Genomic DNA, 13542 nt, shown 5'->3' with positions numbered 1-13542 from the left:
TTTTTTTATGCTTTCCTTATGATTACCTCATGTTTGACAGGAAGCTCAGGTTTGACAACCTCATCACAACACTTTTTGGTTATCACTGCGCTGGGGGCCGACCGGCCTGGCATTGTGAATACGATCACACGCCACGTCAGCAGCTGCGGCTGTAATATCGAAGACAGCCGGCTGGCGATGCTGGGAGAAGAGTTCACTTTTATCATGCTGCTTTCAGGGTCGTGGAACGCCATCACCCTTATCGAATCGACCCTGCCGCTGAAAGGCGCCGAACTGGATCTGTTGATTGTGATGAAGCGCACCGAGGCTCGCCCGCGTCCTGATATGCCCGCCACCGTGTGGGTGCAGGTTGACGTACCGGATTCTCCCCATTTAATTGAACGCTTTACGGCGTTATTCGACGCTCACGAGATGAATATTGCCGAGCTGGTCTCCCGCACCCAGCCCGCCAGCGTCGATGGTGTTCCGCAACTCTTTATTCAGATTACCGCCCACAGCCCCGCCTCGCGGGATGCATCAAATATTGAGCAGGCGTTTCGGGCGCTCTGTACAGAATTGAAAGCGCAAGGCAGTATAAACGTCGTCAACTATTCTCAGCATGATGAACAGGATGGAGTGAAGCAATGAATCCACTGAAAGCCGGTGATACCGCACCGAAATTTAGCTTGCCCGATCAGGACGGTGAACAAGTAAATTTAGCCGACTTCCAGGGACAGCGTGTTCTGGTCTATTTCTACCCGAAAGCCATGACACCGGGTTGTACCGTCCAGGCCTGCGGCCTGCGCGATAATATGGATGAGCTAAAAAAAGCAGGCGTAGAAGTTCTCGGTATCAGCACTGATAAACCGGAAAAACTCTCCCGCTTCGCCGAGAAAGAGCTGCTCAACTTTACCCTGCTGTCCGATGAAAGCCATGAAGTGTGCCAGCAGTTTGGCGTCTGGGGTGAGAAGACCTTTATGGGGAAAACCTACGACGGCATTCACCGCATCAGTTTTCTGATTGATGCCGCCGGCACCATCGAACATGTGTTTGATGATTTCAAAACCAGCAATCACCACGATATCGTCGTGAACTGGTTAAAAGAGAACGCCTGAACGTCCCCTCTTCTGCTGCGGGCAACCCGTCAGGGTCGCCCTCCTCTCCTGCTCTTTTTGTCGCGTTATCCACTTATCACTTCATCTTCGCTGTCCAGCGAATCTGGCCAGGCGTGGATCACCGCTTTAATCAACGTTGCCAGCGGTATGGCGAAGAATACGCCCCAGAAACCCCACAGGCCGCCGAAAATCACCACCGACAGGATAATCACCAGCGGGTGCAGGTTGACCGCTTCCGAGAAGAGTACCGGCACCAGCAGGTTGCCATCCAGCCCCTGGATAATCAGATAGACCGCAAAGCAGCTCCAGAACTCGGTGCCCAGCCCGAACTGAAACAGCGCCACGCCAACCACCGGAATGGTCACTACAAACGCGCCGATATAGGGAATCAACACCGAGAAACCCACCAGCACCGCCAGCAGCAATGAGTAGTTGAGGCCAAAGAGAATAAAGCCAATCCAGGTGGCGACGCCGACCACCACCATCTCCAGCACTTTGCCGCGAATATAGTTGGTGATCTGCTGATTCATCTCTTTCCACACCTGGCCTGCCAGCCCGCGGTTGCGCGGCAGCACGCGGCGCACGGCGCTCAGCATCTGCTCTTTATCTTTCACCAGGAAGAAGACCATCAGCGGCACCAGCACCAGATAGACCGCAAGGGTAAGCAGCCCGACCAGCGAGGCGAGGGAGTATTTCACCACCGAGTCACCCATCGACAGCATGCGCGAACGCATATTCTCGGCCATCGCATCAATGATGCCCGCATCCATCAGCGCGGGATAACGGCGCGGCAGGGTGGCAGCAAAGCCGGAAAGCTTGTTTAACATGCCGGGCATATCGCGGATCAGGTTGATCCCCTGCTGCCAGGCGATCGGCATCACCACAAAGGCCATTACCAGCAGAATGCCGACAAACAGCACCAGCACGATGCTTGCCGCCCAACTGCGCGAGCAGCCGATGCGCTGCAGGCGGGCCGTTGGCCACTCCAGCAGATAGGCAATCACCAGTGCAACAAGCAGCGGCGCGAGTAGGCCGCTAAAGAAGAAAAGAATGGTAAAACCGGCAAGCAGGATAACCAGCAGGGCAATCGCTTCGGGATCGCTGAAGCGACGGCGATACCACTGCGTCAACATTTCGAGCATAACGTTCCTTATTTCGCCTCAGTGGCGGACGTTCAGAACGGGAAGTTTATCGAAATGTCATAAAAAAGACTTCGCTTTTCGTTCTCTTTGCGGGAAACATATCATTGCCGTGAATAAGATTTTCAACGGCCATTAACGCGGCTACACTCGCAGGGCGGGTTAGCCGAATGGAACCCGGTTATTGTTGTGTCACCTCCAACACAGGAAAGAGGTTATGTTCAGGCAGTTGAAACGAACGCTGGTCGCAACCCTTATCGCCGCCCTTACCGCAGGCCAGGCTGCACCGGTTTTTGCAGACTCGGCAGATAGCCTGCCGGATATGGGCACCTCGGCTGGCAGCACGCTCTCCATCGGCCAGGAGATGCAGATGGGCGACTTCTATGTGCGCCAGCTGCGCGGCAGCGCGCCGTTGATTAACGATCCGCTGCTGGTGCAGTACATCAATTCCCTCGGTATGCGGCTGGTCGCCCATGCCTACTCAGTGAAAACCCCTTTCCACTTCTACCTGGTGAATAACGACGAAATTAACGCCTTCGCCTTCTTCGGCGGCAACGTGGTGCTGCACTCTGCCCTCTTCCGTTACACGGATAATGAGAGCCAGCTCGCGTCGGTAATGGCGCACGAAATTTCGCACGTTACCCAGCGCCACCTTGCGCGCGCGATGGAAGATCAGAAAAGCAGCGCGCCGCTCACCTGGGCAGGCGCGCTGGGGTCGATTCTGCTGGCGATGGCCAGCCCGCAGGCGGGGATGGCGGCGCTGACCGGCACGCTGGCCGGCACGCGGCAGGGGATGATCAGCTTTACGCAGCAGAATGAGCAGGAGGCGGACCGCATCGGCATTCAGGTGCTGCAACGCGCCGGTTTTGATCCGCAGGCGATGCCGACCTTCCTCGAAAAATTGCTCGATCAGTCACGCTACTCCAGCCGTCCGCCGGAAATTTTGCTGACGCACCCCCTGCCAGAGAGCCGACTGTCAGACGCCCGCAACCGCGCCAACCAGATGCGCCCGGTGGTGGTGCAATCCTCTGAATCGTTCTATATGGCAAAGGCCCGCACCCTGGGCATGTATAACTCTGGCCGTAACCAGCTGACCGACGATCTGCTCGACAGCTGGGCGAAAGGCAACGTGCGCGAGCAGCGCGCCGCGCAGTATGGCCGGGCGCTGAAAGCGATGGAGGCGAAAGATTTTGCCGGGGCGCAGAAGCTGTTGCAGCCGCTGCTGAGCGCGGATGCCAACAATGCCTGGTATCTCGATCTGGCAACGGATATCGATCTTGGCCTGAATAAAAGCAGTGAGGCGATTAAACGCCTGAATAGTGCCAGCGGGCTTAAGAATAACCCGGTGCTGCAACTCAACCTGGCGAACGCTTACTTACAGGGTGGGCAGCCGGCGCAGGCCGCGCAGATCCTTAATCGCTACACCTTCACCAACAAAGATGATATCAACGGCTGGGATCTGCTGGCGCAAACGGAAGCGGCGCTCGGCAACCGCGATCAGGAGCTGGCGGCACGCGCCGAAAGCCAGGCGCTGATCGGCAGGCTCGACCAGGCGATCACGCTGTTGAGCAGTGCCAGCGCCCAGGTGAAGCTTGGCAGCCTGCAACAGGCACGTTATGACGCGCGGATCGACCAGTTGCGCCAGATGCAGCAGCGCTTCCGCCCGTACGAAAAGATGTAATCAGGAGAGAAGATGTCAGACGCGGTAAAAATCTACCATAACCCCCGCTGCTCGAAGAGCCGCGAAACCCTGAACCTGCTGCAAGCCAACGGTGTTGAACCGGAGGTGGTGCTCTATCTGGAGACGCCGCCGGATGCGGCAACGATCAAACAGCTGTTGCAGTGGCTTGGTATGTCGAGCGCGCGGGAGTTGATGCGCACGAAAGAGGATCTCTATAAATCGCTCAATCTCGGCGACAGCGCGTTATCCGAAGCGGCGCTGGTGCAGGCGATGATGGAGAACCCGAAATTGATCGAGCGGCCCATCGTCGTCGCCAACGGTCAAGCGCGCATCGGCCGCCCGCCGGAAAGCGTAATGGAGATCATAGGGTAAGGGTGATTGCAGTGCGGTAGGCCACGAGCCTTTGTAGGCCGGATAAGGCGGTACGCCGCCATCCGGCAGAAGAAGCCGCAGTGCAGTGCCGGATGGCGCTCACGCTTATCCGGCCTACGCATCAGACCTCAAACCCTTGTAGGCCGGATAAGGCGGGACGCCGCCATCCGGCAGAAGAAGCCTCAGTGTAGTGCCGGATGGCGCTCACGCTTATCCGGCCTACGCATCAGACCTCAAACCCTTGTAGGCCGGATAAGGCGGGACGCCGCCATCCGGCAGAAGAAGCCTCAGTGTAGTGCCGGATGGCGCTCACGCTTATCCGGCCTACGCAAAAGACTCCAGGCCCCTGTAGGCCGGATAAGGCGGGACGCCGCCATCCGGCAGAAGAAGCCTCAGTGCAGTGCCGGATGGCGCTCACGCTTATCCGGCCTACGCAACAGACCTCAAACCCTTGTAGGCCGGATAAGGCGGTAAGCCGCCATCCGGCAGAGGAAGCCTCAGTGCATTGCCGGATGGCGCTCACGCTTATCCGGCCTACGCAACAGACCCCAGGCCCTTGTAGGCCGGATAAGGCGGTAAGCCGCCATCCGGCAGAGAGAAGCACCTACAGCTGCAGAATATCTTTTACAAACGGGATGGTGAGCTTGCGCTGGGCGGTAATCGAGGCGCGATCCAGTTGATCGAGGGTGTCGAACAGCGTGCGCATCTCGCGATCTAATCTCTTCAGCAGAAAACGTCCGACATCTTCCGGCAATTCGAAACCGCGAATGCGCGCGCGCAGCTGCAACGCCTGCAGTTTGTCCTCATCGGAGAGCGGCTGCAGCTTATAGATCTGCCCCCAGTCAAGACGCGAGGCCAGATCCGGCAAGCCGAGATTGAGCTGGCGCGGCGGCCTGTCACCGGTGATCAGCAGACGGGTTTTGCCCTGCTCCAGAATGCGGTTGTAGAGGTTAAAGATCGCCATCTCCCACGGCTCATCGCCCGCGATGCATTCGATATTATCGATGCAGACCAGCGACAGATGCTCCATCCCTTCCAGCACTTCGGGTACAAACCAGGTGCGTTTATCGAGCGGCACATAGCCCACGGCATCGCCGCGCTGGGAGAGTTCGGCGCAGGCAGCATGCAGCAGATGGCTGCGCCCGGCACCTTCGCGTGACCAGAAATAGATATAACCGCTGTGCGCCTCGCGCAAAACGTTTTGTAACGCCGCCAGTAAGGAGGGGTTATCACCCGGCCAGAAACTCGCAAAGGTTTCGTCATCGGGTAAAAATAATGGCAGGGAGAGCTGTGCCGGCGTGTTCAGAGGTACCTCAACAGGGCTTACAAAAAACGCAGTGAGTCTATCATAAAAATCGACGCCGTTTGAACCGGGCGCGAGGCCCGGTTCAATTCTGTGCGCTACTTACGGTTTCGCCTTCTCATTTTCTGACGCATCCAGCACCACCTCTTCCGGGCGCAGCACGCTAATCAGCTTGAAGATCAGGCTCAGGCCAACGCCGACAATGGTCGCCAGCGCCATCCCTTTCAGCTCTGCCGCGCCGATATGCACCTTCGCGCCGCTGACGCCGATAATCAGGATCACCGAGGTGAGGATCAGGTTTTGCGCTTTGCTGTAGTCCACTTTCGACTCAATCAGCACGCGGATCCCCGAAGCACCGATCACCCCATAGAGCAGCAGCGACACGCCGCCCATCACCGGCACCGGAATGATCTGGATCGCCGCCGCCAGCTTGCCGACGCAGGAGAGCAAAATGGCGATAATCGCCGCACCGCCAATTACCCAGGTGCTGTAGACGCGGGTAATCGCCATCACGCCGATATTCTCACCGTAAGTGGTGTTCGGCGTCGAACCGAAGAAACCAGAGATCATTGTCGACAGGCCGTTGGCGAACATCGAGCGGTGCAGGCCCGGATCGCGAATCAGATCGCGTTTGACGATATTCGCCGTCACCACCAGATGCCCGACGTGCTCGGCAATCACTACTAGCGCCGCTGGCAGAATGGTGAAGATAGCGAACCACTCAAAGCGCGGAGTGTAGAAGGTTGGCAGCGCGAACCAGTGCGCCTGGGCGATAGGTGTGGTATCGACCACACCCATGGCGAAAGAGAGCGCATAGCCCGCCAGCACGCCGATCAGAATCGGGATAATCGCCAGAAAACCGCGGAACAGCACCGAACCAAAGACCGTCACCGCCAGCGTCACCAGCGAAATAGTGATGGTTTTACTGTCAGCGCTCTGCCCGTCTGCGGGCAGTAAGCCGGCCATATTCGCCGCCACGCCCGCTAACTCGAGGCCGATCACCGCCACAATGGCACCCATTGCCGCAGGCGGGAACATCACGTCCAGCCAGCCGGTGCCCGCTTTTTTCACAATCAGCGCCACCAGGCAGAAGAGCACGCCGCACATAATGAAGCCGCCCAGCGCCACTTCATAACCCAGCGGCAACAGCAGCAGCACCGGCGAGATAAAAGCAAAGCTGGAGCCGAGGTAAGCGGGGATTTTCCCTTTACAGATAAAGATATAGAGCAGCGTGCCGACACCGTTAAACAGCAGCACGGTGGCCGGGTTGATATGAAACAGGATTGGCACCAGCACGGTTGCGCCAAACATGGCGAACAAGTGCTGCAAACTAAGCGGGATCGTCTGCAAAAGCGGCGGTCTTTCACTCACCCCGATAGCACGGCGCGTCATAGTGTTTTCCTCTGAGTGTTGTTGTTAATCTCCCCGTCCGGTGCGGCGGGCAGTGTTTGTTTCCCAAAAAAAAGCCGACTATCAAAGTCGGCTTTCATTGTGTTGTCAGTTACTTCGTCCCAAAGATCTTATCGCCGGCATCGCCGAGCCCCGGGATAATGTATCCCTGCTCGTTAAGACCCTGGTCGATAGATGCGGTGTAGAGCTCTACGTCCGGGTGCGCTTTCTCCAGCGCCGCGACGCCTTCCGGCGCGGCCACCAGCACCAGCACCTTAATAGTGGTGCAGCCAGCGTTTTTCAGCAGATCGATGGTGGCGATCATTGAACCACCGGTCGCCAGCATCGGGTCAACCACCAGCGCCATACGCTCGTCGATGTTCGATACCAGTTTCTGGAAGTAAGGTACCGGCTCCAGCGTCTCTTCGTTGCGGTAGATACCGACAACGCTGATGCGCGCGCTTGGCACGTGCTCCAGCACGCCTTCCATCATCCCCAGACCGGCGCGCAGGATCGGCACTACGGTAATTTTCTTACCCTTGATCTGGTCGATCTCTACCGGGCCGTTCCAGCCTTCGATAGTAACCTTCTCCGTTTCCAGATCCGCAGTAGCTTCATAAGTCAGCAGGCTGCCTACTTCTGAGGCGAGTTCACGAAAGCGTTTGGTGCTGATGTCGTTCTCTCGCATCAGGCCCAGCTTGTGTTTGACGAGTGGGTGTTTTACTTCCACGACCTTCATACTCTTCTCCTTCCGCTGACAGGTGGCAACCACAAAAAAAATCGCCGGATTATACCGCTTTTTTCCCGTTTCGCTACAGGCAGCCGCTTGATCGCGATCAATTCAGCTGGAGAAGAGTATAAAACAATAATCGACCGCGCCCTGCAACAATGGACTCGCAAACGTTTGCCTTGGCTGTTAGAATTGCGCCGAATTTTTATTGCTACCGCTAGAAAACGCGTGGGGACAGAAGCAGTGACCGATAAAACCTCTCTCAGCTATAAAGATGCCGGTGTTGATATCGACGCGGGCAATGCTCTGGTAGACCGAATCAAAGGCGTGGTGAAGAAGACCCGTCGCCCGGAAGTGATGGGCGGGCTGGGCGGCTTCGGTGCGCTGTGCGCGTTGCCGCAAAAATATCGTGAGCCAGTTCTGGTTTCCGGCACTGATGGCGTAGGCACCAAGCTGCGTCTGGCGATGGATCTGAAACGTCACGACACTATCGGCATCGACCTTGTCGCGATGTGCGTTAACGATCTGGTGGTACAGGGCGCAGAGCCCCTCTTCTTCCTCGACTACTACGCCACCGGCAAACTGGATGTCGATACCGCCGCCAGCGTGATTAACGGTATCGCCGAAGGGTGTTTGCAGTCCGGCTGCGCGCTGGTCGGCGGCGAAACGGCAGAGATGCCGGGCATGTATCACGGCGACGATTATGATGTGGCTGGTTTCTGCGTCGGCGTAGTAGAAAAATCAGAGATTATCGACGGTAGCAAAGTCGCCGATGGCGATGTGCTGGTTGCCCTTGGCTCCAGCGGCCCGCATTCTAACGGCTACTCGCTGGTGCGCAAAGTCCTCGAAGTGAGCGGCACCGATCCGCTGACCACGCAGCTGGAAGGCAAGTCACTTGCCGATCATCTGCTGGAGCCGACCCGCATTTACGTCAAATCCGTGCTGGAGCTGATCGAAAAGGTTGAGGTTCATGCGGTTGCGCACCTGACCGGCGGCGGTTTCTGGGAGAACATTCCGCGCGTACTGCCGGATAACACCCAGGCCGTTATCGACGAATCCTCCTGGCAGTGGCCGGCGGTGTTTGGCTGGTTGCAGAGCGCCGGTAACGTCAGCCGTCACGAGATGTACCGCACCTTTAACTGCGGCGTTGGCATGGTGATCGCCCTGCCTGCGCATGAAGTGGATAAAGCGATTGAGCTGATGAATGCCAAAGGTGAAAAGGCATGGAAAATCGGTATGATCAAAGCTTCCGATTCCAGCGAGCGTGTGGTCATTGAATGAAAAACATTGTGGTGCTGATTTCCGGCAACGGCAGTAATTTGCAGGCGATTATCGACGCCTGCAAACAGAAAAGAATCAACGGCACCCTGCGGGCAGTTTTCAGTAATAAGGCCGACGCGTTCGGCCTTCAGCGTGCGCGGGAAGCGAATATTCCCGCCCATGCGCTGAGCGCAGATCAGTTTGCCAACCGCGACGCGTTCGATCGTGAACTGATGCAGGAGATTGACGCCTACGCACCGGATGTTGTGGTGCTGGCGGGTTATATGCGCATCCTCAGCCCGGCGTTTGTTGCCCACTACGCCGGTCGCCTGCTCAACATCCACCCCTCCCTGTTACCGAAATACCCCGGTTTGCATACCCACCGCCAGGTGCTGGAAAACGGCGATGAGGAGCACGGTACCAGCGTGCATTTTGTCACTGACGAACTGGATGGCGGCCCGGTGATTTTGCAGGCGAAAGTGCCGGTGTTCGCGGGTGATAGCGAAGAGGATATTACTGCCCGTGTGCAGGCGCAGGAGCATGCCATCTATCCGCTGGTGGTGAGCTGGTTTGTGGAAGGCCGCCTGACCATGCAAGAGGGCGGTGCCTGGCTTGATGGCCTGCGTTTGCCGCCCGAAGGGTATGCAGCGGACGAATAATTGCGCATTTCACCGGCTGCGGCTTCCGCAGCCTGGCTCTATTCTTTGCCGGAGAGGCAAAATCTTCTCCGGCAACGTCCCCTTCCCTCACCACTCCGCACTATTTTTCATCACCTTAAGCAATAAAACTGATTACTGTCATACTTTTTTGCCACAGTTGGACATCTGCTAACAAAGCTCGCCATAATAAGTTGTCTTATACGAAGGAACGCCAGCAACGTTCACCTGCAAGTCGAAGCACCGCATGTGCGAGAGGGAGTGGCCGTGCTTCGAGAAAGAACCGGAGTGTAAACAGGAATGGGTCAGGAAAAGTTATATCTCGAAAAAGAACTAAGCTGGTTGTGCTTTAACGAACGCGTGCTTCAGGAAGCCGCGGACAAAAGTAACCCCCTTATCGAACGCATGCGTTTTCTGGGGATCTATTCCAATAACCTTGATGAGTTCTATAAAGTCCGTTTCGCCGAGCTTAAGCGGCGGCTGATCATCAGCGAAGAACAGGGCGTGGCGACCAATTCACGTCATCTGCTGGGCAAAATTCAGTCTCGCGTATTAAAAGCCGACCAGGAGTTCGACGGGCTCTATAACGACCTGCTGCTGGAGATGGCGCGTAATCAGATCTTCCTGATTAACGAACGCCAGCTCTCGCAAAACCAGCAAAGCTGGCTGCGCAGCTACTTTAAACAGTATCTGCGCCAGCACATTACGCCGACGCTTATCACCCGCGAAACCAATCTGGTGCGCTTCCTGAAGGATGATTACACCTATCTGGCGGTGGAGATCATTCGCGGGGAAGATATCCGCTACGCGCTGCTGGAAATTCCCTCAGACAAAGTGCCGCGCTTCGTCAACCTGCCACCGGAGACGCCGCGCCGCCGCAAGCCAATGATTCTGCTGGATAACATTCTGCGCTACTGCCTGGATGATATCTTTAAAGGCTTCTTCGATTACGACTCGCTCAACGCCTACTCGATGAAAATGACCCGTGACGCCGAATATGACCTGGTGCACGAGATGGAGTCGAGCCTGATGGAGCTGATGTCCTCAAGCCTGAAACAGCGCCTGACCGCCGAGCCGGTGCGTTTTGTTTACCAGCGCGATATGCCCGATGCGATGGTTGAGATGCTGCGCGAGAAGCTGACCATCTCCCGCTACGATTCGATTATTCCCGGCGGGCGTTACCACAACTTTAAAGACTTTATTGGCTTCCCGAATGTCGGCAAAGCGAATCTGGTCAACAAACCGCTGCCGCGCCTACGCCACGTCTGGTTTGATAAATTCCGCAACGGTTTCGACGCCATCCGCGAGCGCGATGTGCTGCTCTACTATCCCTACCACACCTTTGAGCACGTGCTGGAGATGCTGCGCCAGGCGTCGTTCGATCCGAACGTGCTGGCGATCAAAATCAACATCTACCGCGTGGCAAAAGATTCGCGCATCATCGACTCGATGATCCACGCCGCGCACAACGGAAAAAAAGTGACCGTGGTGGTGGAGTTGCAGGCGCGTTTTGATGAAGAGGCCAATATTCACTGGGCCAAACGGCTAACGGAAGCGGGCGTACAGGTGATCTTCTCCGCGCCGGGCTTAAAAATTCACGCCAAGCTGTTCCTTATCTCGCGTATGGAAGGTGAAGAGATCGTGCGCTATGCCCATATCGGCACCGGTAACTTTAACGAGAAAACCGCGCGCATCTACACCGACTATTCGCTGCTGACCGCCGATGCGCGCATTACTAACGAAGTGCGCCGGGTCTTTAACTTTATTGAAAACCCCTATCGACCGGTGCAGTTCGACTATCTGCTGGTATCGCCGCAAAACTCGCGCCGTCTGCTTTATGACATGATCGACGCGGAAATCGCCAACGCACAGAACGGCAACCCGTCCGGCATTACGCTGAAGCTGAATAACCTGGTCGATAAAGGGCTGGTGGACAGGCTCTATGCGGCGTCCAGCTCCGGCGTGCCGGTGAACTTGCTGGTGCGCGGTATGTGTTCGCTGATCCCAAATCTTGAAGGCATCAGCGACAATATTCGGGTGATCAGTATCGTTGACCGCTATCTTGAGCACGATCGCATCTATATTTTCGAACATGGTGGCGAAAAGCGCGTCTGGCTCTCCTCCGCTGACTGGATGACGCGTAATATTGATTACCGTATCGAAGTGGCCGCGCCGCTTCTCGATCCGCGCCTGAAACAGCGGGTGCTGGATATTATGGAGCTACAGTTTAGTGATACGGTGAAAGCTCGTTATATCGACAAAGAACTGAGTAATCGCTATGTGCCGCGCGGGAATCGTCGTAAAGTACGCGCCCAACTAGCGATTTACGACTACATCAAATCCATCGAACAGTCCGAATAATCTATGCCGATACAAGAGAAGATGCCACGACCGGAGGAGTTCGCCGCGGTCGATTTGGGTTCCAACAGTTTCCACATGGTGATTGCCCGTGTGGTCGATGGCGCGATGCAGATCATCGGTCGCCTTAAGCAGCGCGTGCATCTGGCTGACGGGCTGGACAGCAATAATATGCTGAGCGAAGAGGCGATGGAGCGCGGGCTTGCCTGCCTGTCGCTGTTTGCCGAACGTTTGCAGGGCTTTGATCCGGCCAGCGTCTGCATCGTCGGCACGCATACGCTGCGCCAGGCGCTGAACGCGACAGAGTTTCTCAAACGCGCTGAAAAAGTGATCCCCTACCCGATTGAGATCATCCCCGGCAACGAAGAGGCGCGCCTGATTTTTATGGGCGTTGAGCACACGCAGCCGGAAAAAGGCCGCAAGCTGGTAGTCGATATCGGCGGTGGCTCGACGGAGCTGGTGATCGGTGAAGATTTCCAGCCGCAGCTGGTTGAGAGCCGCCGGATGGGCTGCGTCAGCTTTGCCCAGCTCTACTTTGCGGGCAGCACAATTAACGGTGAAAACTTCCGCCGCGCGCGCATGGCAGCGACGCAGAAGCTGGAGTCGCTGGCCTGGCAGTACCGCATTCAGGGCTGGAACGTGGCGCTTGGTGCCTCCGGTACGATTAAAGCGGTGCATGAGGTGCTGATCGCACTTGGCGAGAAGGATGGCATTATCACCCCGGAGCGGCTGGAGAGAGTGGTCGCGGAAGTGCTGAAATTTAAGAGCTTCAGCGATCTTACCCTGCCGGGCCTCTCCGATGAGCGCAAAGTGGTGTTCGTGCCGGGTCTGGCGATCCTTTGCGGCGTCTTTGACGCGCTGGCGATCCGCGAACTGCGGCTCTCCGACGGCGCGCTGCGTGAAGGGGTGCTGTATGAGATGGAGGGGCGTTTCCGCCATCAGGATATTCGCAGCCGCACCGCGCAGAGCCTGGCGAGCCAGTACAACATCGACCGCGATCAGGCGCGTCGCGTGCTGGATACCACTACGCTGATTTACGATCAGTGGCAGGCGCAGAACCCGAAGCTCGGCAGCCCGCAGCTGGCGGCGCTGCTGAAATGGGCAGCGATGCTGCACGAAGTGGGGCTCAATATTAACCACAGCGGCATGCACCGCCACTCGGCCTATATTCTGCAAAACAGCGATCTGCCCGGCTTTAACCAGGAGCAGCAGCTGATGATGGCGACGATGGTGCGCTACCACCGCAAGGCGATCAAGCTTGATGAGATCCCACGCTTTACGCTGTTTAAAAAGAAACAGTTTTTACCGCTGGTGCAGATCTTGCGTCTCGGCGTGCTGTTGAATAACCAGCGCCAGGCGACGACCACGCCGCCGACGCTGCGCCTGAAAACCGATGATAACCACTGGACGCTGAGCTTCCCCCATGACTGGTTTAGCCAGAATGCGCTGGTGCTGCTGGATCTGGAAAAAGAGCAGGAGTACTGGGAAGCGGTAACCGGCTGGCGGCTGAAGATCGAAGAGGAGCAGTCCCCGACCGTGGCGGCGTAAACCGCCACATCC

The 13542-nt window shown here is 56.9% G+C and carries 12 protein-coding genes; 8 read left to right on the top strand and 4 right to left on the bottom strand.

Annotated features, from left to right (window positions below):
- Positions 1–51 precede the first annotated feature (51 nt).
- Both ACWPW2_RS20620 and bcp read left to right on the top strand, forming a co-directional pair.
- Positions 52–627 (top strand): glycine cleavage system transcriptional repressor, encoded by a 576-nt coding sequence (locus ACWPW2_RS20620; protein WP_206430693.1) that lies wholly within the window; start codon positions 52–54, stop codon positions 625–627.
- Entirely contained in the window at positions 624–1094 is a 471-nt protein-coding gene (gene bcp / locus ACWPW2_RS20615; protein WP_124967627.1) for a thioredoxin-dependent thiol peroxidase, read from the top strand. Before ACWPW2_RS20620 ends, bcp begins: the two co-directional genes overlap by 4 nt.
- Before the next feature lie 65 nt (positions 1095–1159).
- Here the strand turns inward: bcp and ACWPW2_RS20610 are convergent, their stop codons facing one another.
- On the bottom strand, positions 1160–2236 hold the full coding sequence (locus tag ACWPW2_RS20610) for an AI-2E family transporter (RefSeq protein WP_454125060.1): 1077 nt from the start codon (positions 2234–2236) through the stop codon (positions 1160–1162).
- A 214-nt stretch (positions 2237–2450) separates the two neighbouring features.
- On the opposite strand from ACWPW2_RS20610, the gene bepA reads away from it, so the two are divergent.
- Together bepA and arsC are read left to right on the top strand one after the other, a co-directional pair.
- Positions 2451–3914 carry a beta-barrel assembly-enhancing protease gene (gene bepA, locus ACWPW2_RS20605; RefSeq protein WP_454125058.1) on the top strand — a complete coding sequence of 488 codons (1464 nt, stop codon included), beginning with the start codon at positions 2451–2453 and terminating at the stop codon, positions 3912–3914.
- A gap of 12 nt (positions 3915–3926) precedes the next feature.
- Entirely contained in the window at positions 3927–4286 is a 360-nt protein-coding gene (arsC, locus tag ACWPW2_RS20600; RefSeq protein WP_454125056.1) for an arsenate reductase (glutaredoxin), read from the top strand.
- 604 nt (positions 4287–4890) lie between these two features.
- On the opposite strand, the gene ACWPW2_RS20595 is transcribed toward arsC, so the two are convergent.
- The 3 genes from ACWPW2_RS20595 to upp all read right to left on the bottom strand — a co-directional run bounded on the left by ACWPW2_RS20595 (position 4891) and on the right by upp (position 7717).
- Positions 4891–5592: a DnaA inactivator Hda gene (locus ACWPW2_RS20595; RefSeq protein WP_034813832.1), complete on the bottom strand. Its 702-nt coding sequence runs from the start codon at positions 5590–5592 to the stop codon at positions 4891–4893.
- Between the two features lie 99 nt (positions 5593–5691).
- Positions 5692–6981, bottom strand: a complete 1290-nt coding sequence (gene uraA / locus ACWPW2_RS20590; protein WP_454125054.1) for a uracil permease — start codon at positions 6979–6981, stop codon at positions 5692–5694.
- 109 nt (positions 6982–7090) lie between these two features.
- Positions 7091–7717 carry a uracil phosphoribosyltransferase gene (gene upp, locus ACWPW2_RS20585; protein WP_023481179.1) on the bottom strand — a complete coding sequence of 209 codons (627 nt, stop codon included), beginning with the start codon at positions 7715–7717 and terminating at the stop codon, positions 7091–7093.
- 234 nt (positions 7718–7951) lie between these two features.
- On the opposite strand from upp, the gene purM reads away from it, so the two are divergent.
- From purM to ppx, 4 genes are all read left to right on the top strand, one after another.
- Entirely contained in the window at positions 7952–8989 is a 1038-nt protein-coding gene (gene purM, locus ACWPW2_RS20580; RefSeq protein WP_454125052.1) for a phosphoribosylformylglycinamidine cyclo-ligase, read from the top strand.
- Entirely contained in the window at positions 8986–9627 is a 642-nt protein-coding gene (gene purN / locus ACWPW2_RS20575) for a phosphoribosylglycinamide formyltransferase (protein ID WP_042713692.1), read from the top strand. The genes purM and purN overlap by 4 nt, the downstream gene beginning before the upstream one ends.
- A gap of 297 nt (positions 9628–9924) precedes the next feature.
- Complete coding sequence (ppk1, locus tag ACWPW2_RS20570; protein WP_279792831.1) at positions 9925–11985, top strand: polyphosphate kinase 1; 2061 nt, start codon at positions 9925–9927, stop codon at positions 11983–11985.
- Positions 11986–11988: 3 nt separating this feature from the next.
- Positions 11989–13530, top strand: a complete 1542-nt coding sequence (ppx, locus tag ACWPW2_RS20565; RefSeq protein WP_023481169.1) for an exopolyphosphatase — start codon at positions 11989–11991, stop codon at positions 13528–13530.
- Positions 13531–13542 lie beyond the last annotated feature (12 nt).

It is taken from the genome of Kosakonia sp. Marseille-Q7440 (assembly GCF_965119485.1).
The sequence above is the reverse complement of the archived record's forward strand: the minus strand, read 5'-3'. Positions and strand labels throughout refer to the sequence as shown.

Excerpts from the sequence above, each read along its gene's own strand:
- bepA (WP_454125058.1), top strand. The coding sequence starts at position 2,451 with ATGTTCAGGCAGTTGAAACGAACGCTGGTCGCAACCCTTATCGCCGCC.
- ppk1 (WP_279792831.1), top strand. The coding sequence starts at position 9,925 with ATGGGTCAGGAAAAGTTATATCTCGAAAAAGAACTAAGCTGGTTGTGC.
- purN (WP_042713692.1), top strand. The coding sequence starts at position 8,986 with ATGAAAAACATTGTGGTGCTGATTTCCGGCAACGGCAGTAATTTGCAG.
- arsC (WP_454125056.1), top strand. The coding sequence starts at position 3,927 with ATGTCAGACGCGGTAAAAATCTACCATAACCCCCGCTGCTCGAAGAGC.
- ACWPW2_RS20610 (WP_454125060.1), bottom strand. The coding sequence starts at position 2,236 with ATGCTCGAAATGTTGACGCAGTGGTATCGCCGTCGCTTCAGCGATCCC.
- uraA (WP_454125054.1), bottom strand. The coding sequence starts at position 6,981 with ATGACGCGCCGTGCTATCGGGGTGAGTGAAAGACCGCCGCTTTTGCAG.
- upp (WP_023481179.1), bottom strand. The coding sequence starts at position 7,717 with ATGAAGGTCGTGGAAGTAAAACACCCACTCGTCAAACACAAGCTGGGC.
- ppx (WP_023481169.1), top strand. The coding sequence starts at position 11,989 with ATGCCGATACAAGAGAAGATGCCACGACCGGAGGAGTTCGCCGCGGTC.
- bcp (WP_124967627.1), top strand. The coding sequence starts at position 624 with ATGAATCCACTGAAAGCCGGTGATACCGCACCGAAATTTAGCTTGCCC.